The sequence below is a fragment of the Rhodanobacter sp. Soil_C_14 genome (assembly GCF_057657335.1).
The window spans coordinates 365,522-388,918 of sequence record NZ_JBDGIQ010000001.1; the positions used below are offsets into that span (position 1 = coordinate 365,522).

At 66.7% G+C, this 23,397-nt stretch carries 15 protein-coding genes and 1 tRNA gene; 11 read left to right on the plus strand and 5 right to left on the minus strand.

Translation table 11 applies throughout. From position 1 onward, the window contains the following. Window positions 1-30: 30 nt before the first annotated feature. From AC3A56_RS01705 to AC3A56_RS01715, 3 genes are all read right to left on the minus strand, one after another. The gene (locus tag AC3A56_RS01705; protein WP_056718669.1) at window positions 31-954 is read right to left on the minus strand and encodes a 5'-nucleotidase; all 924 of its coding nucleotides are present in this window, start codon (window positions 952-954) and stop codon (window positions 31-33) included. Window positions 955-1,072: 118 nt separating this feature from the next. Then, on the minus strand, window positions 1,073-1,834 hold the full coding sequence (locus tag AC3A56_RS01710) for an NAD kinase (RefSeq protein ID WP_056718668.1): 762 nt from the start codon (window positions 1,832-1,834) through the stop codon (window positions 1,073-1,075). Window positions 1,835-2,074: 240 nt separating this feature from the next. Beyond that, a complete protein-coding gene (locus AC3A56_RS01715) occupies window positions 2,075-7,000 on the minus strand; it encodes an NAD-glutamate dehydrogenase (protein ID WP_487769139.1) in 4,926 nt (1,641 codons plus the stop codon). A gap of 528 nt (window positions 7,001-7,528) precedes the next feature. Between AC3A56_RS01715 and AC3A56_RS01720 the strand changes: the two genes are divergently transcribed. The 3 genes from AC3A56_RS01720 to AC3A56_RS01730 are packed head-to-tail and all read left to right on the plus strand — an operon-like array spanning window position 7,529 to window position 12,143. After that, window positions 7,529-8,707 carry an efflux RND transporter periplasmic adaptor subunit gene (locus tag AC3A56_RS01720; RefSeq protein WP_487769140.1) on the plus strand — a complete coding sequence of 393 codons (1,179 nt, stop codon included), beginning with the start codon at window positions 7,529-7,531 and terminating at the stop codon, window positions 8,705-8,707. A gap of 12 nt (window positions 8,708-8,719) precedes the next feature. Then, entirely contained in the window at window positions 8,720-11,896 is a 3,177-nt protein-coding gene (locus tag AC3A56_RS01725; protein WP_487769141.1) for a multidrug efflux RND transporter permease subunit, read from the plus strand. A gap of 1 nt (window position 11,897) precedes the next feature. After that, entirely contained in the window at window positions 11,898-12,143 is a 246-nt protein-coding gene (locus AC3A56_RS01730) for a hypothetical protein (protein WP_056718664.1), read from the plus strand. A gap of 64 nt (window positions 12,144-12,207) precedes the next feature. On the opposite strand, the gene AC3A56_RS01735 is transcribed toward AC3A56_RS01730, so the two are convergent. After that, on the minus strand, window positions 12,208-13,368 hold the full coding sequence (locus tag AC3A56_RS01735) for an acyl-CoA dehydrogenase family protein (RefSeq protein ID WP_056718663.1): 1,161 nt from the start codon (window positions 13,366-13,368) through the stop codon (window positions 12,208-12,210). A 154-nt stretch (window positions 13,369-13,522) separates the two neighbouring features. On the opposite strand from AC3A56_RS01735, the gene AC3A56_RS01740 reads away from it, so the two are divergent. From AC3A56_RS01740 to metH, 3 genes are all read left to right on the plus strand, one after another. Beyond that, a complete protein-coding gene (locus tag AC3A56_RS01740; RefSeq protein ID WP_487769142.1) occupies window positions 13,523-14,452 on the plus strand; it encodes an ArsR/SmtB family transcription factor in 930 nt (309 codons plus the stop codon). A gap of 17 nt (window positions 14,453-14,469) precedes the next feature. Next, entirely contained in the window at window positions 14,470-15,546 is a 1,077-nt protein-coding gene (locus tag AC3A56_RS01745) for a homocysteine S-methyltransferase family protein (protein WP_487769143.1), read from the plus strand. Window positions 15,547-15,706: 160 nt separating this feature from the next. Next, window positions 15,707-18,472, plus strand: a complete 2,766-nt coding sequence (gene metH / locus AC3A56_RS01750) for a methionine synthase (RefSeq protein WP_487769144.1) — start codon at window positions 15,707-15,709, stop codon at window positions 18,470-18,472. 1 nt (window position 18,473) lies between these two features. On the opposite strand, the gene AC3A56_RS01755 is transcribed toward metH, so the two are convergent. After that, the gene (locus tag AC3A56_RS01755; RefSeq protein ID WP_487769621.1) at window positions 18,474-18,743 is read right to left on the minus strand and encodes a lipid-A-disaccharide synthase N-terminal domain-containing protein; all 270 of its coding nucleotides are present in this window, start codon (window positions 18,741-18,743) and stop codon (window positions 18,474-18,476) included. A gap of 208 nt (window positions 18,744-18,951) precedes the next feature. On the opposite strand from AC3A56_RS01755, the gene AC3A56_RS01760 reads away from it, so the two are divergent. The 5 genes from AC3A56_RS01760 (at window position 18,952) to AC3A56_RS01780 (ending at window position 23,387) form a co-directional block, all read left to right on the plus strand. Further along, a tRNA-Val gene (locus AC3A56_RS01760) sits at window positions 18,952-19,026 on the plus strand. 289 nt (window positions 19,027-19,315) lie between these two features. After that, window positions 19,316-20,023: a DUF3348 domain-containing protein gene (locus AC3A56_RS01765; RefSeq protein WP_487769145.1), complete on the plus strand. Its 708-nt coding sequence runs from the start codon at window positions 19,316-19,318 to the stop codon at window positions 20,021-20,023. Window positions 20,024-20,033: 10 nt separating this feature from the next. Continuing rightward, a complete protein-coding gene (locus AC3A56_RS01770) occupies window positions 20,034-22,121 on the plus strand; it encodes a DUF802 domain-containing protein (protein WP_487769146.1) in 2,088 nt (695 codons plus the stop codon). Then, the gene (locus AC3A56_RS01775; protein WP_487769147.1) at window positions 22,118-22,756 is read left to right on the plus strand and encodes an OmpA family protein; all 639 of its coding nucleotides are present in this window, start codon (window positions 22,118-22,120) and stop codon (window positions 22,754-22,756) included. Before AC3A56_RS01770 ends, AC3A56_RS01775 begins: the two co-directional genes overlap by 4 nt. Before the next feature lie 22 nt (window positions 22,757-22,778). Further along, window positions 22,779-23,387 carry a DUF2894 domain-containing protein gene (locus AC3A56_RS01780; protein WP_487769148.1) on the plus strand — a complete coding sequence of 203 codons (609 nt, stop codon included), beginning with the start codon at window positions 22,779-22,781 and terminating at the stop codon, window positions 23,385-23,387. Window positions 23,388-23,397 lie beyond the last annotated feature (10 nt).

Genomic DNA, 23,397 nt, shown 5'->3' on the forward strand with positions numbered 1-23,397 from the left:
CCGACGGAAGCCTTTCCGTACCGAACCCGATCAGCGATTGCTCACGCCGTGCGGCACGTGGCCGGTCGCCACGTGCCGGCGCGCGGATTCCACGTTGGCCGGCGAGTCGTCGAAGAAGATGTCGGCACCGAATGCGTCGAGGAACGGCCCCTTGTCGCGGCCGCCGAGGAACAGCGCCTCGTCGATGCGCACACCCCAGCGCCGCAAGGTGAGGATCACCCGCTTGTGCGCGGGCGCGGAGCGCGCGGTGACCAGGGCGGTGCGGATCGGCGAGTTTTCGGCCGGAAACGCGGCCTGCAGGCGATGCAGCGCGGTGAGGAAACCGCGGAACGGGCCCACCGACAGCGGCTCGGCGGCGTGTTCGGTCTCGCTGCGATGGAAGGCTTCCAGACCTTCCTCGCGTGACACCCGCTCGCCCTCGTCGCCGAACAGCACGGCATCGCCATCGAAAGCGATGCGCAGTTGTTCGCTGGCCCGCGGCGGCGCGGTGCTGGGCAGGATCGTGGCCGCAGCCACCCCGGCGGCGAGCGCGCGACCGACGTCCTCGGCGTTGGCGGAAAGGAACAGATCGGCCTTGAACGGCGCGATGTAGTCGGAGGTGGGCGCGCCACTGGTGAACGCGGCACGGCTGATTTCCAGGCCGTAGTGCTGGATCGCGTTGAAGATGCGCAAACCGGTGTCGCCGGAGTTGCGCGACAGCAGGATCACCTCGACCGGCGGCACGTCGCCGGCAAGCTTGTTGAGGCCGAGCAGCTTCTGCACCAGCGGAAACGCCACGCCGGGCTGCAGGATCTCGTTCTCGTGATCGATCTGGAATGCGCGGTAGGCGTCCAGGCCATCACGCTCGAACAGCGCATGGCTGTCGCCAAGGTCGAACAGCGCGCGCGAGGAAATGGCCACGACGAGCCGGTTGTCGACGGGCGAATCGGGAGCATGGATGGTTGGCTGGGTCATGACGCGAATCTACTGCATCGGCGAGGAGCGAGGAGTGAGTGAAGAGAAGTGAGAGAGAGCCGAGGTCTGTGCTTTTGCCTTCTCTCACTCCTCACTCCTCACTCCTCTCCACTCACTCCTATTCAGCGGCGAACTGCTCATCCAGGATGCGTTGTTCCAGGTTGTGCTCGGGATCGAACAGCAGCCGCACGCCCTGCCCTCCGGATTGCTTGATGGACACCGTGCGCACGTCGCGCACTTCGTGGAAGTCCGCGGTGGCGCTGACGGGTCGCTTGCCCGGATCGAGCACGCGCAGAACGACCGCGGTGCGGTGAGGAAGGATAGCGCCGCGCCAGCGACGCGGGCGGAACGGACTGATCGGGGTGAGCGCCAGCACGTTGGCATCCAGCGGCAGGATCGGGCCGTGCGCCGAGAGGTTGTAGGCGGTGGAACCGGCCGGCGTGGCCACCATGATGCCGTCGCAGATCAGGTTCGGCAGCTTGACGATGTCGTTGAGCTGCACTTCCAGGTGTGCCGCCTGATTGCTCTGGCGCAGCAGCGAGACTTCATTGAAAGCCAGCGCCGCATGTTCGTTGCCGGCGCCGTCGGTGACCTGCATCTGCAGTGGGAACAGCGATGCCGTGTGGGCACGGGCGATCCGCTCGGGCAGGCCATCGAGCTTGTGCTTGTTCATCAGGAAACCGACCCGACCCAGCTTCATGCCGTATACCGGCACTTCCAGTTCGCGCCAGTCATGCAGCGTGCGCAGCATGAAACCGTCGCCACCCAGCGCCACGATCAGCTCGGCCTGCTCCGGCGGCACGTCGCCATAACGCTCCACCAGCTTGCGCCGCGCCTGCTGCGCGACGCCGGCATCACTGGCAACGAAAGCTAGGCGCATGAAAACCCCGACGTGGCGGAAAGAGCCCAAGAGTACGACAGAGCGGCTAGTTCGTGACTCTCCGCAAAGAGCCCCCCTCCCAACCTCCCCCTGCGACCGAAGGAAGTCCCTTTGGGGCAAGCAGGGGGAGGGGCAAAGCCAAACAGAGGCGAAGCTGGATCGTGCCGGGACACCCTCCCCTGCTAGCAAGGGAGGGAAGGGGTGGGGTCCGCGCCGCGCCGAACCCTCGGCACTACCGCATCAAACCGGCACCTGCGCCAGCTGCGCCAACCGCCGCACCGCCACCGAGGCGATCGGGTAGTCCGCGTTCTGGGTGAGGATTTCCGCCAGCATGCTGCGGGTGTACTTCAGGGTGGCGTCGTCGCGCTGCAGCCATGCCTGCACCGGCGAAACGTCCTTGCTGGCGCCGCTGAGGTTCAACACCTGCAAGGCCAGCGCGCGGTGCTGGTGGTTGAGTTCGTCCAGCAGCGAGCCGCGTGCCTGCGCATGCCAGTGACCCTCCACCGGCAAGGCCTCGATCTGGTCGCGCAACCACTCCAGGTCCAGCGCCTGGCCCAGCTCATAGAACACGCCGGCCACCTTGTCCACCGGCTGGCCGCTCTGCTGGGCCACCTCGACCATGTCCAGCGCGGCACGCAGCACCGGCATGCGGGCCAGGCGCAGCGCCAGGTCGGCGGGCAGGCCCAGGCCTTCCCATTTTTCGCGGTTGCAGGCGAAGTCACCCTGGCCGGTCGGCGTCAGCACCTGCGGCAAGGCATTGCGCAGGTTCGACACCACCGACTGGTAGCGCTCCACGTTGGCCGCGATGTCCAGCGAACCACCCGGGCGGTTGAGCAGCCAGCGCGTCATGTGCCGCAGCAGCGACCAGATCTGCTTGATCGCGTCGATCTGGGTGTCTTCGGCCACCTTGGTGTCGAGCGCCTCGATCTGCGCCCACAATGCGCGCGCGTCGAGAATCTCGCGCGCGGCGGTGTATGCCTTGGCGATGGCCGCCGGACCCTGGCCGGTGTCTTCCTGCATGCGCATCATGAAGGTGGCGCCCATGCGGTTGATCGTCGAGTTGGTCACCGAGGTGGCGATGATCTCGCGCTTCAGGCGGTGGCGCTGCATGTGCTCGGCGTACTTGTCGTGCAGCGGCAGCGGGAAGTAGCGCACCAGTTCTTTCGACAGGTACGGATCTTCCGGCACGTCGGAGTCGAGCAGCTGCTGGAACAGGCGCAGCTTGTCGTACGACAGCAGCACCGCCAGTTCCGGCCGGGTCATGCCGATGCCGCGGCTCTTGCGTTCGGTCAGCTCGGCTTCGGAGGGCAGGTTCTCGACCTGGCGATCGAGCGTGCCTTCGGCTTCCAGCGTGCGGATGAAGTGCGCCATCGAACCGATGCGGCCCACCGACTGGTGTTCCATCAGGGTGATCGCCTGGTTCTGCCGGTAGTTGTCCCACAGCACCAGCTCACCCACCTCGTCGGTCATCGCGGCGAGCTGGGTGTTGCGCGCATCGAAGCTCAGTTCGCCACGCTGCACCGCATCGTTCAGCAGGATCTTGATGTTCACCTCGTGGTCGGAGGTGTCCACGCCGGCCGAGTTGTCGATGAAGTCGGTGTTCAGCAGCACGCCCTTCTGCGCCGCCTCGATGCGGCCCTTCTGGGTGAAGCCGAGGTTGCCGCCCTCGCCCACGATCTTGCAGCGCAGGTCGCCACCGTTGACGCGCAGTGCGTTGTTGGCGCGGTCGCCCACGTCGGCATGCGTCTCGGCGGACGACTTCACGTAGGTGCCGATGCCGCCGTTCCACAGCAGGTCGACCGGCGCCTTCAGGATCGCGCTGAGCAGGTCGCTGGGCGCCATCTGCTCGACGTCGGGCTTCAGGCCCAGCGCCGTGCGTACTTCGAGCGAGATCGGGATCGACTTGGCGCTGCGCGGATACACGCCGCCACCGGCGGAGATCAGCGACTTGTCGTAGTCGTCCCAGCTTGAGCGCGGCACCTTGAACAGGCGCTGGCGCTCGACGAAGGTGCGCGCCGCGTCCGGGTTCGGGTCGAGGAACACGTGGCGATGGTCGAACGCGGCCAGCAGGCGGATGTGCTCGGACAGCAGCATGCCGTTGCCGAACACGTCGCCGGACATGTCGCCGATGCCGACGCAGGTGAAGTCCTGCGTCTGGCTGTCGCGGCCGAGCGAGCGGAAGTGGCGCTTGACCGATTCCCACGCGCCCTTGGCGGTGATGCCCATGCCCTTGTGGTCGTAACCGTGCGAACCGCCGGAGGCGAACGCGTCGCCCAGCCAGTAGTCGTGCTCGATCGAGATCGCATTGGCGATGTCGGAGAAGGTCGCCGTGCCCTTGTCGGCGGCCACCACCAGGTAGGGGTCGTCCGCGTCGTGGCGCACCACGTCATGCGGATTGACCACCTTGCCTTCGATCAGGTTGTCGGTGATGTCGAGCAGGCCGTTGATGAACAGCTTGTAGCAGGCAATGCCCTCGGCCAGCTGCGCGTCGCGGTCGCCGCCCACCGGTGCCTTCTTGACGAAGAAGCCGCCCTTGGAGCCGACCGGCACGATCACCGTGTTCTTCACCATCTGTGCCTTGACCAGGCCCAGCACCTCGGTGCGGAAATCCTCGCGACGATCCGACCAGCGCAGGCCGCCGCGGGCCACCGCGCCGAAGCGCAGGTGGATGCCCTCGACACGCGGCGCGCACACCCAGATCTCGCGATACGGCACCGGCTTGGGCAGCTCGGGCACCTTGTGCGAATCAATCTTGTAGCTGATGTAGTCGCGGTAAGCGCCCTCCCATTGCTGGAAGAAGCTGGTGCGCAAGGTGGCACGGATCAGGTTGACGAAGCTGCGCAGGATGCGGTCTTCGTCGAGGCTGGCGACGTTCTCCAGCAGCACGTGGATGGCGCTTTCGACCATCGCCACCTGGTCGGCGCGCGGCTTCGACAGCACCGCGCCCAGGCCGTCGATCAGGCCCGGCTGGGCAGCCTGCACGTTGGCCGGAATCAGCGCGTGCATCTCGGCGGCCAGGGTCGCACCGGCGGCCTTCAATTCGTCGGCGGACAGCGCCTCGCGGCGCGGATCGAACTTGGCCAGGAACAGCTCGACCAGCAGGCCGGCGATCGCCGGATAGCGATTGAGGGTTTCCTCCATGTACGACTGCGAGAACGTGGCGCCGGTCTGCAACAGGTACTTGCAGTAACCGCGCAGCATCGCCACCTGCCGCCAGCTCAGCTTGGCGCCCAGCACCAGCCGGTTGAAGCCGTCGTTCTCGGCGTGGCCGCGCCAGATCTGCTCGAAGGCATCCTCGAACAGCGCACCGACCTGCTCCACCCCGAAGGTGAGCTTGCCGACCGGCTGCACTTCGAAGTCCTGGATCGACAGCGAAGCCTCACCGGTGATGTCGTAGACATGCTCGGTCAACACGCGCAGGCCGAGGTTCTCCAGCTGCGGCAGCACTTCGGAAAGCGCGATGTCGCCACCGGAGCGGTAGACCTTGAAGCGCAGCGTCTCGGGTTCCTCGGGCGGGTGGTAGAACGACATGCGCAACGCGTTGTCGCCCTGCAGCAGGGACAGCTGGTGCACGTCCGCGGCGGCCACGGCCGGGCTCACGTCCTCGACGTAACCGGCGGGCAGCGAGCGCGCGTAGCGGTTGGCCAGCACCACGCCCTCGTGTTCGCCGCGCTGGGCCACCAGCGCATCGCGCACCTCGTCGTGCCAGTTGCGCACGATCCCGGCGACGCCGTTTTCCAGTTCGGCGAGATCGTAGTTCGGCTGGTCGCCGATCTTCGGCCGCAGCACGATGTGCAGGCGCGCCAGGGCGGCCTCGCCCATCAGCACCGACGAATCGATCTGCTCGGCGTGCAGCGCCGAACCCAGCAGCGCCTCGATGCGTTCACGCACCGAGGTGTTGAAGCGGTCACGCGGCACGAACACCATGCAGGTGAAGAAGCGGCCGTAGCGGTCGCGACGCATGAACAGGCGCGTATGCGCGCGCTGGCGCAGCTCCAGGATGCCCATCGCGGTGGCGAACAGCTCGTCCTCGGTGCCCTGCAGCAGTTCCTCGCGCGGCAGCGTTTCGAGGATGTGGCGCAGCGACTTGCCCGAGTACGAATCGCGCTTGAGGCCCGAACGCGCCAGCACCGCCTCGACCTTGTGCCGCACCAGCGGCACGTCCTGCGGGCGGGCCATGTAGGCATTGGAGGAGAACAGGCCCAGGAAGCGCTGCTCGGCCACGGCGCGACCGTCGGCACCGAACTGCAGCACGCCGATGTAATCCATGTAGCCGGCGCGATGCACGTGCGAACGGGCATTGGTCTTGGTCAGGATGATCGCATCGGTGGAACCGGACTGCGGCAACTCGCTGGCCGCCAGCGTGCGCAGCGAGCGGGGCGCCATCGAGCGCTCGTTGGCGCGCAGGATGCCCAGGCCGGACGCATCGATGGCACGCAGCACGCGATCGCCTTCGGCGTCGGCCACCTCGTACTCGCGGTAACCCAGGAAGGTGAAGTTGTCGGCCGCGATCCAGTTCATGAACTCGCTGGCCTCCTGCACCGAGGCGGCATCGATCGGCAGCTTGCGCTGCGGCAGCTCGTTGGCGATCGCCAGCGCCTTGTCGCGCATCGCCGACCAGTCGCTGACCGCGGCGCGCACGTCATCCAGGGCGGCCTCGACGTGGGCGGTCAGCTGCTCCTGTTCGGCGGCATCGGCGACCCGGTCGATCTCGAAATGCATCAGCGACTCGCCCTCGCCGGCCGCGTCGCCCAGCGACAGCAGCTTGCCCGCGGCATCGCGGGTCACCTTCAGCACGGGATGGATCACGGCGTGGATCTGCAACTTCGCCGAGACGATCATGCTGACCGTGTCGACCAGAAACGGCATGTCGTCGGTGACGATCTGCAACATGCTGCGGCCCGAATTCGCGTCCACGGGATTGAGCACGCGCACGCTGGCGCTGCCACGTTGCCGCTGCTGCATGAACTCCAGCAGGCTGCCGACCAGTGCGGCCCATTGAACGGGCGTGTGCAGATGCGCGTCGCCGCCCCCCACTCGTGCAAAGAAAGCCTCGCAGAAAACCTGCGCCTCACCGAGGCGTTCGGGCGAGAAACCGCCCATTTTCAGCTCTGCAAGCACTACTGACGGAAGGGAAGGATCGTTCGCCGCATGGGTCGCATTCATGGCATCTACTGTTCAGTGGAGACGATGGTGGGTAACACGGGTAAAAAGCCTTGGAAGGATACGCCGCGCACCCGGGCGAATCCACCCACGCAGCGCCCGCCCGACCATGCTGCGGCGCATGTTCGAGGCTCGTCGTCAGCCCTGGTACAGCTGGCGCGGCACAGCGGAACAATGCGCCTGTCGATACACACGATGCACATGCCACCAGTCAACATCGCGGCCACTGCCGCACGCGACTCTCGTTCGTACATGAGCGCGGTGGTGAACCCCACTGCGCTGTCCACAGTTTGAAACGACTGTCAATGACTGGATTCGCGGCCCGGATAAAATGTAAACTCACCGGTATAGTCTTGTTGGCAAAGCGCTTCGCATGGCGCTTCCCGTCGTGTCGGCGGGTTTGAAACGCGGGCCGACACGTCCGCAACCTTTGACACAGGACATGTGACGCAAGATGCGGTATTCCGTTTCTGACGACATCGCAGAGCGCGTCGACACCCCCTCCCCGTACAAGCCAGTTCTGGAGCTTCCATGAATTCCTCGTTGTTGCGCACGCCATTGTTGTGCCTGGGCCTGCTGGCGTTGACCGCCTGCGGCAAGGGCAAGGAACAGGGTCCGCCGCAGATGCCGCCCCCCGACGTGGGCGTGATCAAGGTCCAGCCGCAGACCTCGCCGCTGACCCGCGATCTGGTCGGGCGCCTGTCCGCCTATCGCAGTGCCGATGTCCGCGCCCGCGTGGCCGGCGTGCTGCTCAAGCGCACCTATGAGGAAGGCACCAACGTCAAGCAGGGACAGCTGCTGTTCCAGATCGATCCGGCGCCGCTGAAGGCCTCGCTGAGCGCGGCCCAGGCGTCGCTGGCCCAGGCACAGGCCACCTGGACCAACAACAAGGTCACCGCGCAACGGGTGCGCGAGCTGGCGCCGAAGGGCTATGTGTCGAAGTCCGACCTGGACAACGCGCTGGCTGCCGAACGCAGCGCCGCCGCTGCGGTGCAGGCAGCCCGCGCCAACGTCGAGACCGCCCGCATCAACCTGGGCTACGCCAACGTGACCTCGCCGATCGATGGTCGCGCCGGCCAGCAGCAGGTCACCGAAGGCGCCCTGGTCGGCAACGGCGAAGCCACCCTGCTCACCACCGTCGACCAGATGGACCCGCTGTACGTGAACTTCACCATGGGCGTCGACTCGCTGGAACAGATGCGCCGCGCGCAGAGCAGCGGCAACGTCACCCTGGCCGATCCGAACAAGGCCAGCGTGCAGATCACCCTGCCCGACGGCAGCGACTATCCCGAGCCGGGCGTGCTGGATTTCTCCGACACCACGGTCAACCCGTCCACCGGTTCGGTCAACCTGCGTGCCAAGGTGGCCAACCCGAAACGCAGCCTGCTGCCCGGCATGTACGTGACGCTGAAAGCGAACCTCGGCCAGCAGCACAAGGTGTTCCTGGTGCCGCAACAGGCAGTGCAGCGCGACACCGTGGGCGCCTACGTGATGACCGTCGGTGCCGACGGCAAGGTCGTGCGCAAGGACGTCAGCACCGCCGACATGGTCGACGGCAAGTGGGTCATCAACGACGGCCTCGCCGCCGGCGACCAGGTGGTGGTGTCGGGCATCCAGAACGTGAAGGCCGGTGCACCGGCCAAGGCCAGTCCGTGGAAGCCCGCCAGCTCGTCATCGAGCCAGCCGCCAGCCGCGCACAGCAGCAAGTAACGGAGCCGGACGATGCCGAGTTTCTTCATTGACCGCCCGATCTTCGCCTGGGTGGTGGCGATCCTGATTTCCCTGGGTGGCGTGCTGGCCATCCTCAACCTGGGCGTGGAGTCGTATCCGACGATCGCGCCGCCCTCGGTGACGGTCAGCGCGACCTACCCCGGCGCCAGCGCCGAGACCACCGAGAAAACCGTCACCCAGGTGATCGAGCAGCAACTGACCGGCATCGACCACCTGCTGTACTTCAGCTCCTCGTCCAGCGCCAGCGGCCGCGCCAGCATCACGCTGACCTTCGAGTCCGGCACCGACCCGGACATCGCCCAGGTGCAGGTGCAGAACAAGGTGGCGCTGGCCACGCCGCGACTGCCGTCCGAAGTGACCCAGCAGGGCGTGGTGGTGGCCAAGGCCAACGCCGGCTTCCTGATGGTCGTCGCGCTGACCTCGGACAACAAGAACATCGACCGCGACCGTCTCAACGACATCGTCGGTTCGCAGGTGCTCGACCAGATCTCGCGCGTGCCCGGCGTCGGCAGCACCCAGCAGTTCGGCTCCGAATACGCCATGCGGATCTGGCTGAACCCGGACAAGCTGCACGGTTACAGCCTGTCGGCCACCCAGGTGCTGGCGGCGATCAAGGCGCAGAACGTGCAGTTCGCGGCCGGTTCGCTGGGCGCGGACCCGGCCCTGCCCGGCCACGGCTTCACTGCCACGGTGTCCACCGAGGGGCGCTTCACTACGCCTGAACAGTTCGCCGACATCATCCTGCGCGCCGATCCCGACGGCACCACCGTCAAGCTGGGCGACGTGGCGCGGATCAGCTTCGGTCCCGGCGGCTACGGTTTCGACACGCAGTACCAGGGCAAGCCGATCGGTGCGTTCGCGATCCAGCTGCTGCCCGGCGCCAACGCGCTCAACGTGGCCACCGCGGTGCGCGGCAAGATGGACGAGCTGGCGCCGAGCTTCCCGCAGGGCGTGACCTGGTTCAGCCCGTACGACAGCACCGCCTTCGTCACCATCTCGATCAACGAGGTGGTGCACACGCTGATCGAGGCGATCATCCTGGTGTTCCTGGTGATGCTGCTGTTCCTGCAGAACATCCGCGCCACCATCATCCCGACCCTGGTGATCCCGGTGGCCCTGCTGGGCACCTTCCTGGGCATGCTGGTACTCGGCTTCAGCATCAACCAGCTGACCCTGTTCGGCATGGTGCTGGCGATCGGCATCGTGGTCGACGACGCGATCGTGGTGATCGAGAACGTCGAGCGCATCATGACCGAGGAAGGTCTGTCGCCTAAGGACGCGACGCGCAAGGCGATGGGCCAGATCACCGGCGCGGTGGTGGCGATCACCGTGGTGCTGGCTGCCGTGTTCGTGCCCTCGTCGTTGCAGCCGGGCGCGTCGGGCATCATCTACAAGCAGTTCGCGCTGACCATCGCGGTGTCGATGGGTTTCTCGGCCTTCCTCGCGCTGTCCTTCACGCCGGCGCTGTGCGCCAGCTTCCTGCAGCCGGAACACCACAAGAAGAAGAACGTCGTCTTCCGCAAGTTCAACGAGCTGTTCGACTGGACCACGCACACCTATACCGGCCACATCGGCGGCGCCGTGCGCCACGCGCCACGCTGGATGCTGGTGTTCGTGCTGCTGGCCGTGCTGGGCGGCTTCCTGTACACGCGCCTGCCCGGCAGCTTCCTGCCCGAGGAGGACCAGGGCTACGCGCTGTCGGTGATCCAGCTGCCACCGGGCGCCACCAAGCAGCGCACCTCGGCGGTGATGACGCAGATGCGCGAGATCCTGAACAAGGATCCGGCCGTCGAAGGCGTGCTGCAGGTCACCGGCTTCAGCTTCATCGGTTCGGGCGAGAACGCCGGCATGGCCTTCATCAAGCTCAAGGACTGGGCCAAGCGCGACGACACGGCGGCCCAGTTCATCCAGCGTGCCAATGGCTCCATGCAGCAGATCCACGACGCGCGGATCTTCGTGGCCAACATTCCGACGGTGCAGGGATTGGGCCAGTTCGGCGGTTTCGACATGTACCTGCAGGACCGCAGCGGCGCCGGTCGCGAGGCGCTGACCCAGGCCCGCAACATGCTGTTGGGCAAGGCCAGCCAGGACAAGTCGCTGGTCGGCGTGCGCCCCAATGCACTGGAAGACTCGCCACAGCTGCACCTGGACGTGGACCGCGTGCAGGCGCAATCGATGGGCCTGCAGGTCGGTGACATCTACAACGCGATCGGCCTGATGCTGGCGCCGGTCTACGTCAACGACTTCACCTACGGCGGCCGCATCAAGCGGGTGATCATGCAGGCCGACGCACCCTATCGCATGGGTCCGGAGGCACTGCAGCACATCTTCACCCCCAGCACGCTGGGTGCTGCCGGCGCCGCGCCGGAGATGATCCCGCTGTCCACTGTGGTGCGCAGCCAGTGGCAGGTGTCTTCGCCCTCGCTGACCCGCTACAACGGCTATTCGGCGGTGGAGATCGTCGGCTCTCCGGCGCCCGGGCACGCCTCGGGCGAAGCCATGAGCGAGATGGAGCGGATCGTCAACAACGATCTTCCCAAGGGCTTCGGCTTCGACTGGACCGGCCAGTCCTACCAGGAAATCCTGTCCGGCAACGCTGCCACCCTGCTGATGCTGCTGTCGATCGTGATCGTGTTCCTGGCCCTGGCGGCGTTGTACGAGAGCTGGTCGATCCCGGTGTCGGTGATGCTGGTGGTGCCGCTGGGCCTGCTCGGCGCGGTGGTGTTCTCGCTGCTGCGCGGACTGCCCGACGACATCTATTTCAAGATCGGCCTGATCACGGTGATCGGCCTGGCGGCCAAGAACGCGATCCTGATCGTGGAGTTCGCGGTGGCCGAGCAGAAAGCCGGACGCACCCTGCGCGAGGCCACCGTCGACGCGGCCCGCCTGCGCCTGCGGCCGATCCTGATGACCTCGCTGGCCTTCATCCTCGGCGTGTTCCCGCTGTTCATTTCCAGCGGTGCCGGCGCCAATGCGCGTCACGCGATCGGCACCGGCGTGATCGGCGGCATGCTGTTCGCCACCTTCCTCGGCGTCTTGCTGATCCCGGTGTTCTACGTGGTGGTGCGCCGCCTGCTCGGCGACAAGCTGGACGGCGATACACCGGCTGGCACAGCGAGCCATAACGGCATGCAGTCGTTCGATTCGGATCCCCGTCGCGGACACTGATATGAAGAAGGAATGGAGCCATCTCCGGAAGTCCCGCTTGTTCAGTCTTTTCTCGGGATTTCTTTGGATGGCTCTGGCGCGACTGGCGTTTCAGTTTTTGCCAGGCACACTTGCCTTGCTGGTGTCTGTCGCCCTTTTCGCCGTGCTGGTATCACTAGTTCCTTTTCCAAAGAAGCAGGAGTTGGAAAAGGATTTCAGGGAAGAAATCGCCGAGAGCAAAAAGACATGGCGACGCTGGAATAAGTGAATTTGACAAAAAAAGGCCCGGACAGGCTTTCCCTGTCCGGGCCTTTTTTTGAATCGTTGGCGTTTCAGCGCAGGCCCGTCTCCGCCCGCGCGATCACCATCCGCTGGATTTCGCTGGTACCTTCGTAGATCTCGGTGATCTTCGCATCGCGGAAGTAGCGCTCCAGCGGCATTTCCTTCGAGTAACCCATGCCGCCATGGATCTGCACCGCCTGGTGGCTGATCCACATCGCCGCCTCCGAGGCGACCAGCTTGGCCACCGCGGCCTCGGTGCCGAAGCGTCCGCCGTTCTTCTCCGCCTCACCCTTGGCCCAGGCCGCGCGCAGGGTCAGCAGCGTGGCCGCGTCGAGCTTGCACTTCATGTCGGCGATCTTGGACTGGGTCATCTGGAACGTGCCGATCGGCGCGCCGAAAGCCTTGCGGTCGCGCGACCACTGCAAGGTGGCCTCATACGCCGCACGGCAGATGCCCACCGCCTGCGAGGCGATGCCGATGCGGCCGGCGTCGAGTACGCCCATCGCCATCGAGAAGCCCTTGCCCTCCTCGCCGAGCAGGTTCTCCTTGGGCAACACGTAATCGGTGAATTCGATCTCGCAGGTGGCCGAGGCGCGGATGCCGAGCTTGGGCTCGCTCTTGCCGGCGTGGAAACCCGGCAGCTGCGTGTCGACGATGAAGGCCGACACACCCTTGGCGCCGATGCCGGGCGTGCTGATGGCGAACAGCACGATGTAACGCGCCACCGGGCCGGAGGTGATCCAGCTCTTCTTGCCGTTGATCACCCAGTCGCCGTTGGCGTTCTTCGCGGCGCGCGTGTGCATCGCCGAGGCGTCCGAACCGGACTGCGGCTCGGTCAGCGCGTAGGCGCCGATCGCCTCGCCGGTGGCGATCGCGCGCACGTACTTCTGCTTCTGCTCCTCGTTGCCGTGCTTGAGGATGCCGTTGCAGAACAGCGAGTTGTTCACCGACATGATGGTCGCGGTGGCCGCGTCGGCCGCGGCGATCTCGATCATCGCCAGCACGTAGGCCACCGGGTCCATGCCGGCGCCGCCGTACTCCTCGGGCACCTCGATGCCCATCAGGCCGAGCTGGCCCATCTCGCGGATGTTCTCCAGCGGAAACTCGCCCTTCGCGTCGAGCTCGGCGGCCACCGGTGCGATGCGCTTCTGCGCAAAATCACGGGCGATCGACTGGATCGACAACTGGTCTTCGGTAAAGCTGAAATCCATGGGAAAGCTCCGGCAACGGGGAAAGCCGGACATTTTAGCCGGGATGGCCGGTGGCGGGGCGCGCGACGCGGCAACCACCCGGCGCGTCGGCGCTTGACGCTTGCCTCAACGGGGCCTAGCCTACACATCTTTGTATCGCGATACAGGGATGATTATGGATCTGGCAACCGCTTCGAGCGTGCTGCGCCTGCTGGCCGACCCCACCCGGGTCCGCCTGCTGGCCCTGCTTGAACACGAGGAACTCACCGTGGCCGAACTGGCTGCCGTGCTGCACCTGGCCCAGCCGCGCGTATCGACCCACCTGGCCAAGCTGAAGGAAGCCGGGCTGGTGCGCGATCGTCGCGCCGGCGTCTCCGCCTATTACCGCGCCAACAACGAAGGCGACGAGGCGCAGCATGATCTGCTCGCCTCGCTGCGCGCCAGCATCGACGACGCCCTGCTGCGCGAGGATGCCGCCCGCCTGCCCGGCGTGCTGGCCAACCGTGCCCGCGAGGAAGGCTGGGCCGACACCGTGGCCGGCGACATGGAGCGCCACTACTCGCCCGGTCGCACCTGGGAAACCCTGGCCCGCTCGCTGCTGCAATTGCTGGGCACCGGCGACGTGCTGGACATCGCCTCCGGCGACGGCATCACCGCGGAATTGCTGGCGCCCCATGCGCACTCCATCGTCTGCGTGGATTCCAGCGAGCGCGTGGTCGAGGCCGCCGCGAAGCGCTTGCAGGCCTTCACCAACGTGCGCGTGATCCAGGGCGACATGCACGCGCTGGAGCTGGGCGACCAGCGCTTCGACCTGGTGCTGATGCTGCACGCGTTGACCTACGCCGAACACCCCGCCAAGGCGGTGGCCGAGGCCGCGCGCCTGCTGCGTCCGGGCGGCCGCCTGCTCGCCGTCACCCTGGGCAAGCACGACCACGGCAAGGCGGTCGAACCGTTCGACCATCGCAACCTCGGCTTCAGCAGCGATCAGCTGGACGGCTACGCCCGGGCCGCCAGGCTCGACGTGCTGAGCTGCAACCGGCTCAGCCGCGAGCGCAAGGCGCCGCATTTCGAAGTGATCAGCCTGCTGGCGCGCAAGCCTGCCTGAACCTGCAAGGAAGTTCGATGAGCACCCTCCCCTGGCTCCACCCCGAACGCGTCGCCTTGCTGGAGCACGCACTGCGCCAGCGCATCCTGATCCTCGACGGCGGCATGGGCACCATGCTGCAGGCACACGAGCTGGACGAAAGCGGCTTCCGCGGCGAACGTTTCGAACACGGGCACGATGGCCACGCGCACGACCACGCCGGCAGTTGCGACCTCAAGGGCAACAACGACCTGCTCACGCTGACCCGGCCGGACATCATCCGCGGCGTGCACGACGCTTATCTCGAAGCCGGCGCCGACCTGATCGAAACCAACACCTTCAATTCGACGCGGATCAGCCAGGCTGACTACAAGCTGCAACACCTGGCGCACGAGCTGAATCTCGAAGGCGCCAAGCTGGCCCGCGCCGCCTGCGATGCGATGACCGCGAAGACCCCGGACAAGCCGCGCTTCGTGATCGGCGTGCTCGGCCCCACCAGCCGCACCGCTTCGCTGTCGCCCGACGTCAACGATCCCGGCTTCCGCAACGTCACCTTCGAGGAACTGGCGGCGAACTACACCGAGTCCGCCAATGGCCTGATCGACGGCGGTGCCGACGTGATCATGGTCGAGACGATCTTCGACACGCTGAATGCGAAAGCCGCGCTGTTCGCCCTCGCCGAACTGTTCCACCAGCGCGCGGCGCGCCTGCCGGTGATGATCTCCGGCACCATCACCGACCGCTCCGGCCGCACGCTCTCGGGCCAGACCGCGGAAGCGTTCTACTACTCGGTGCGCCATGCGCGCCCGCTGTCGGTGGGCTTCAACTGCGCGCTGGGCGCCGAGGACTTGCGCCCGCACGTGCAGACCCTGGCCAACCTCGCCGAAAGCTACGTCAGCACCCATCCCAACGCCGGCCTGCCGAACGCCTTCGGCGAGTACGACGAAACACCTGAACACATGGCCAGCGTGATCGGCGGCTTCGCCCGCGATGGTTTGCTGAACCTGGTCGGCGGCTGTTGCGGCACGACGCCGGCGCACATTAAGGCGATCGCCGAAGCGGTGCGCGATTGCGCGCCAAGGACGTTGCCTGCGCGTGACGCGGAGGCCGCATGAACGCACCGTCGCTCCTCCCCCTGCTTGCAGGGGGAGGTTGGGTGGGGGTCACGCTTTTGACTTCCATCTCAAAAACCAGATCAAAAGCCTTACCCCTCCCCAACCCTCCCCTGCGAGCAGGGAAGGGAGCAACAGCTGCAACAGCATGGTGTCGTCGCACATGAGTATTCGCCACACCCGCCTCTCCGGCCTCGAACCACTGGTCGTCACCCCCGACCTGCTGTTCATCAACGTGGGCGAGCGCACCAACGTCACCGGTTCGGCGCAGTTCAAGAAACTGATCAAGGAAGACCGCTACGACGAGGCCGTCGAAGTCGCCCGTCAGCAGGTCGCCAACGGCGCGCAGGTGATCGACATCAACATGGACGAAGGCCTGATCGATTCCGAGGCGGCGATGACCCGCTTCGTCAACCTGATCTCGTCCGAACCGGACATCGCCCGCGTGCCATTCATGATCGACTCGTCGAAGTGGACGGTGATCGAGGCCGGCCTGCGCTGCCTGCAGGGCAAGGGCATCGTCAACTCGATCTCGATGAAGGAAGGCGAGGCGGCGTTCTTCGAACAGGCGCGCAAGGTACGCCAGTACGGCGCCGCCGCGGTGGTGATGGCGTTCGACGAACAGGGCCAGGCCGACACCATCGAGCGCAAGGTGGAGATCTGTTCGCGCGCCCATGAACTGCTCACCAGGGAACTCGACTTCCCGCCCGAAGACATCATCTTCGACCCCAACATCTTCGCCATCGCCACCGGCATCGAGGAACACAACAACTACGCGGTGGATTTCATCGAGGCCACCCGCGAGCTGAAGAAACGCTTCCCCGACTGCCACGTGTCCGGTGGCGTCTCCAACGTGTCGTTCTCGTTCCGCGGCAACAACATCGTGCGCGAGGCGATCCATTCGGTGTTCCTCTACCACGCGATCCGCGCCGGCATGGACATGGGCATCGTCAACGCTGGCGCGCTGACCATCATGGACGACATCGACCCGCCGCTGCGCGAGCGCGTCGAGGACGTGGTGCTGAACCGCCGCGAGGACGCCACCGAGCGCCTGCTGGAGATCGCCGACAACTACAAGGGCAAGCGCGGCGCCGCCGAGGTCGAGACGCTGGCCTGGCGCGAGAACGACGTGCGCACCCGGCTCAGCCACGCACTGGTGCACGGCATCGACCAGTACGTGGTCGAGGACACCGAGGAGGCCCGCCAGCTGTCCACGCGCCCGCTCGACGTGATCGAAGGCCCGCTGATGGACGGCATGAACGTGGTCGGCGACCTGTTCGGCGCCGGCAAGATGTTCCTGCCCCAGGTGGTGAAATCCGCCCGCGTGATGAAGAAGGCGGTGGCCTACCTGCTGCCCTACATCGAGGCCGAAAAGGAACGCACCGGCGACACCGGCAAGAACAACGGCAAGATCGTGATGGCCACGGTCAAGGGAGACGTGCACGACATCGGCAAGAACATCGTCGGCGTGGTGCTCCGCTGCAACAACTTCGAGGTGATCGACCTGGGCGTGATGGTGCCCGCGCAGAAGATCCTCGAAACCGCGATCGCCGAGCACGCCGACATGATCGGCCTGTCCGGCCTGATCACGCCATCGCTGGAGGAAATGAGCCAGGTCGCCCGCGAGATGCAGCGGCGGGACTTCCACATCCCGCTGCTGATCGGCGGCGCCACCACCTCGCGCGCGCACACCGCGCTGAAAATCGAACCGCACTACAAGGCCGGTACCGTCTGGGTGAAGGACGCCTCGCGCGCGGTCGGCGTGGCGCAGTCGCTGGTCAGCAAGGAACTGGTCGACGACTTCCTGGCCAAGGTGCGCGCCGACTACGCCGACGTGCGCGAACGCCATCGCAACCGCGGCCCCGGCAAGAAACTGGTGTCGCTGGAAAAAGCCCGCGCACAGCGCTTCCGTTGCGACTGGGCCAACTACGATCCGCCGCAGCCGGCCAAACCCGGCATCACCGTCTTCGACGACTACGACCTGGCCACGCTGCGCGACTACATCGACTGGACCCCGTTCTTCCAGGCCTGGGAACTGGCCGGCCACTACCCGGCCATCCTCACCGACGACATCGTCGGCCCCCAGGCCAGCGAACTGTTCCGTGACGCCCAGGCGATGATGGACAAGATCATCGCCGAGCAGTGGCTGACCGCCCGCGCCGTGATCGGCCTGTGGCCCGCCGCCAACGTCGGCGACGACGTCGAAGTATACGCCCCGCCTTCCCTTCCCCCGCAAACGGGACACACCTCGACTTCCCTTCCCCCGCAAGCGGGGGAAGGTGCCCGAAGGGCGGATGGGGGCACGCCCCTGGCCACCCTCCACAGCCTCCGTCAGCAAGCCGACAAACCCCCCGAGCGTCCCAACCTCTGCCTCGCCGACTTCATCGCGCCGAAGGAATTCGGCAAACCCGACTGGATCGGCGGCTTCGCGGTCACCGCGGGGATCGGCATCGAGGAACACCTCAACCGTTTCCTGGCCGACTATGACGACTATTCCTCGATCATCCTCAAGGCCCTGGCCGACCGCCTCGCCGAGGCGTTCGCCGAGCACATGCACGAGCGCGTGCGCAAGGAGTTCTGGGGCTTCGTGGCGGACGAAGCACTCGACAACGACGCCCTGATCGCCGAGAAATACCGGGGCATCCGACCCGCACCCGGCTATCCCGCCTGCCCCGACCACACCGAGAAAACCACCCTGTTCAAGCTGCTCGACGTCACGAAAAACACCGGCATCGAACTCACCGAAGGCTTCTCGATGTATCCGGCCGCCGCGGTCTCCGGCTGGTACTACTCGCACCCGGACAGCCAGTATTTCGTGGTCGGCCGGCTGGGCAAGGAGCAGGTTGAGGATTACGCGAAGCGCAAGGGCTGGACACTGGCCGAGGCCGAGCGCTGGCTCGCCTCCAACCTCGACTACGACCCGGAGTGATCTACGCGGTCGCGTCGCCGGTCATGCTGTGCTTGCGGTGGCGCAGGTGCACGATGAGGTTGTAGACCGACACGAAGACCGGGAAGAAATTCGAGATGATGCCCACCGAGTCGTTCTTGCCCAGGGTGAAGTACGTCAGCAGCAGCACGCTGCCGCATACCGAAAGCCACCAGAACGCCAGCGGCATCACCACGCGCTTGTATTTGCGCGTGTAGTAGAGCTGCACGAACCAGCGGCTGGTGAACAGCAAGGTGCCGGCGAAGCCGACCATCTTCCACGGCGTCAGCTCGAACTGCTGCAGCGCATGGAGGATGTGATCGAAATGAGGGCTGGAAAGAAGCACGGCGGCGCGCCTGGGCGGAAGACAGGGGCGCAAGTCTAGCAAGGCCACCCCAAGGCCCCGTGACCGTCGCGACGGTCGTCGCTGCAAAAGGCATTGACCCGCCCCGCGACTATCCCTAAAATTGCGCGTTCTCGGCGGGCGATTAGCTCAGCGGTAGAGCACTGCCTTCACACGGCAGGTGTCGCAAGTTCGATCCTTGCATCGCCCACCATCGTTACAGGAAACCGGCCTTTCATGGCCGGTTTCGTCGTTTGGGCACCTCGAAAGTGGGTGCCACGAAAAGCGCAACGTGCGTGCAGCAACGGGCACTTCACACGGCAGGTGTCGCACAAGGGTCCCTGCCTCGCCCGCCACCTCCTGATTCGTCTGAAGCCATCCGCAGCGATGGCTTCTTTCGCTTGCGCGCGAGACATCCACCGGGCCCATCGCCGCGGCACGGATCGCGGCGACAGCCGCGGCCCCGGCAGCATGTAAACTGGCGGTTTTCTCAAGCGAAACGCATGGTGCAAGCTCCTCAACGGCCCCCGGTCCATGGCCCGACGTTCATTCGCCTGCTGGCGAACCTGGTGGGCGCCGACGTTCCGCCCTCCCCGCCATCGCTCGCCGACCACCTGGGCCGGTGGCTGGACTGGAGCCACGCGATTGCCCTGTCCACCGCGCTCGACGGCAAGCCTGCCGCGACCGACTCCGGCACACACGACTCCGGCAGCGAAGAGCACGAATGCACCCGGATACGCCGTTCGCTGGCCGGCACCATCGTCGGCGACCGCGTGCCGGCCAGCCCGCCGCGGCGCGCCGGCGGCGAGGCGGGGGAAGCCGATGTATCGGAAGCCGTCGACTACCCGATGTTCCGTCAGCGCCATCTGTCCCTGCAGCGGTCGATGCAAGCTGCCACCGGTGAGCTGCGCGGCCGCCTGCGCGACACGCTGACCGGGAAGTCGGCCGCGATGTCGCGACTGGCCGCCGTGGACGCCGCCATGGAAGCGGCGCTGAGCCCGCGCGAGCAGTCGCTGCTGGCCCACGTGCCCGACCTGCTCGGGGAGCACTTCGAGCGCCTGCACCAGGCTGCCTCGGCGCAGGCCACCCCGACCTCGCCTGGCGCCTGGCTGGAGGTCTTTCGCCAGGACCGGCAGAGCGTGCTGCTCGCCGAACTGGATGTTCGTTTTCAACCCGTCGAAGGTCTGCTTGCAGCCCTTCGCACCTGCTAACCGGGAAGTCATGTTCAGAAATTTTCTCCACCTCGCCGTGTTCTGCGCAGGCCTCGCCGTGGTCTGCTGGATCGGCGCCGGCTATCTCGGTTCCAATCCGGCGGGCGCTGCGGTCGCGGCGCTGATTGCCGCGTGCTACCTGGCCGGCGCCCTGGAATTGCATCGCTATCGGCAGGCCAGCTCGACCCTGACGCGCGCCGTCAGCGGGCTGTCCGCCACGCCGGACCACCTGGCTGACTGGCTCGCGGAGCTGCACCCGAGCCTGCGCAACGCCACGCGCCTGCGCATCGAGGGTGGACGCGTGGCCCTGCCGGTGCCGGTGCTGACGCCGTACCTGGTGGGCCTGCTGGTGTTGCTGGGCATGCTGGGTACCTTGCTGGGCATGATGGCGACGCTGCGCGGCACCGGCATGGCGCTGGAAAGCGCCACCGACCTGCAGGCCATCCGCGAGTCGCTGGCCGCGCCGGTCAAGGGCCTGGGTTTCGCGTTCGGCACCTCGATCGCGGGCGTGGCGAGTTCGGCGATGCTGGGCCTGCTTTCCGCGCTGGGCCGGCGCGAGCGCCTGCAGGCGGTGCAAACGCTGGACACGAAGATCGCCACTACCCTGCGCGTCCATTCGCAGAGCCACCAGCGCGAAGCCTCGTTCCAGTTGCTGCAGCAACAGACCGAACTGATGCCGGCGCTGGTCGATCGCCTGCAGGCGATGATGACGGCCATCGAGCAACAGGGACTTGCCGCCAGCGAGCGCCAACTGGCCAGCCAGCAAAGCTTCAACGCCGCCGCCGAGGCGACCCACACACGCCTGGCCCTTGCCATCGAGGCCGCCATGCAGGACAGCGTGGCAGCTAACGCCAGGGCCGTCGGCGCGGCGCTGCAGCCGGCGATGGAAGCGACGATGGCGGGTCTGGCGCGCGAAACCGCGACGCTGCATGACAGCGTGAGCCGGGCCGTGCAGCAGCAGCTGGACGGCGTGTCGAGCGGGCTCGCCGCGAGCACCCAAGAGCTGGCGGAACGCTGGCGCGGTGCGCTGGACGCGCAGCGCCAGTCGAACGGTGCGCTGAACGCGGAGCTGCATCGCACGCTGGAGCGCTTCGCCGAGACCTTCGAGCAGCGCTCGGCCAGCCTGGTCGAAAGCGTCTCTGCGCGGCTGGACGCCACCGCGGACAGCACGGCGGCAGCGTGGAGCACGGCGCTGTCGACGCAGCAGGCCACCAACGAGAACCTGGTCGCACGCAACCAGCAGGCCATGAGCGGGGCGGCTGCGAGCTTCGAGGAACACGCGACGTCGCTGGTGCGCGTCGTGCAGCAGTCGCACGCCGACCTGCAGACGACCCTGGAACAGCGGGACAGCGCACGCCTGGCGCAGTGGGCCGAGCAGCTCGCGGCGATGACCGCCGCCCTGGGCCGGCAATGGGAGCTTGCAGGCGAGCAGACCGCCAGCCGCCAGCAGCAGATCTGCGACACCCTGGCCAGCACCGCGCAGGACATCTCGGCGCAGACCCGCGCCCACGCCAGCGACACCATCGCCGAGATTTCCCGGCTGGTGCAGGCGGCCTCCGAGGCGCCTCGCGCCGCGGCCGAAGTGGTTGCCGAGCTGCGCCAGAAGCTGTCCGACAGCATGGTCCGCGACAACGCCATGCTGGAGGAACGCAGCCGCCTGCTGGCCACGCTGGACACCTTGCTCGACGCCGTGAACCACGCTTCCACCGAACAGCGGACAGCCGTCGATGCACTGGTGGCCACCTCGGCGGACCTGCTGGAACGGGTCAGCAGCCGTTTCACCGAGCACGTGGAAAACGAGACCGGCAAGCTCGGCGCGGTGGCCGCCCAGGTCAGCAGCAGTGCAACCGAGGTGGCCAGCCTGGGCGAAATGTTCGCCGGTGCGGTGCACAGCTTCGGCACCGCCAACGACATGCTGATGGATCGCCTGCTCGGCATCCAGGCGGCGCTGGACAAGTCGCTGGAACGCAGTGACGAACAGCTGGCCTATTACGTGGCGCAGGCCAGGGAAGTCATCGACCTCAGCATGCTGTCGCAGAAGCAGATCATCGGCGAGATGCAGCAGCTTGCCGCCAGCGCCGGAGCCGAAACCGCATGAGCGGGGAGACCGACGGCATCGAGGAAACGGGCGCGCCGATCTGGGCCGCCTTCGGCGACCTGATGTCGGTGTTGCTCGGCGTGTTCGTGCTGATCCTGGTGGGCGTGATCGGCATGCAGCTGCAGCTGTCCAGCAAGTTGCAGGAGGAAGTGCGCCAGCGCCAGATCGAGGCGCAGCGCCGCATCACGCTGGAGCAGGCGCTGGCCGTGCCGCTGGCCGCCGGTCGGGTCACCCTGGTCAACGGACGCATCGGCATCCGCGGCAGCGTGCTGTTCGCGCTGAACTCCGACCAGCTGCAACCCGCGGGCCGCGAACTGCTGAAAAGCCTGGCCGCGCCGCTCACCGCGTATCTCGCTTCGCGCCATGAAATCCTGATGGTCAGCGGCTTCACCGACGACCGGCCGATCAGCGGCGGCAATCGCCAGTTCGCCGACAACTGGGAGCTGTCCGCCCAGCGTGCCCTGACCGTGACGCGCGCCCTGATCGCCGATGGCCTGCCGGCTTCCGAGGTGTTTGCCGCCGCGTTCGGCGCGCAGCAGCCGGTGAGTCCGAATGTCGACGAGGACGGACGCGCGCGCAATCGGCGCGTGGAGATGTCGCCGATCCCGAAGCAATCGGCCACGCCCCGTGACTGACACCCGCTCGCGAACCCGGGCGATGCTCGACGCGTGGCGCGAGCGGCAGGCCGATCGGCTGGACCCCGTCCGCTTCCAGCTCATCGACGCGCTGGAGCGGCACGCGGCACATCGGCAGGGCACGGCGCGCCGCATGCTGGACGAACGGCTGGCCAGGCTGGTCGAGGCCTATGCGAACGAGGTCGAGCGTTCGACCGGCGCACTCGATGACACCGCGACACCAGCCCGGCCCTCCGGGGCTGGTGCACTGGGCCGGCTGGTCGAGGAAATCGCCGCGGTTCGTGCCGACTCCGCCGTCACCGGAAAAGCGCCCGCGCCGGCCGCCCTGCCCGTGCTCGAATTACTGGGCGAATTCAGGAGCCTGTGGACGCACGTGCGCGCCCGCAGCCAGTTGCGGCAATCGCTCGAGCAGGTGCCGGCCAACGCCGGCCCGCTCAATTCCGGCAGTCTGGTGCACCGTTCGCTCACCCTCATGCGCGAACTCTCGCCCGGTTATCTCCACCATTTCCTGGCCTACCTCGACGCCTTGTCGTGGATGGAGCAGATGAAGGAAGCCGGTGCGTTCGGAGCACCGCAGAGCGCGCGCGCCAGCGGCAGCAGGAAACGCGTCCGCGGCAAGCGCGCGGACTGACGCGCGCCGG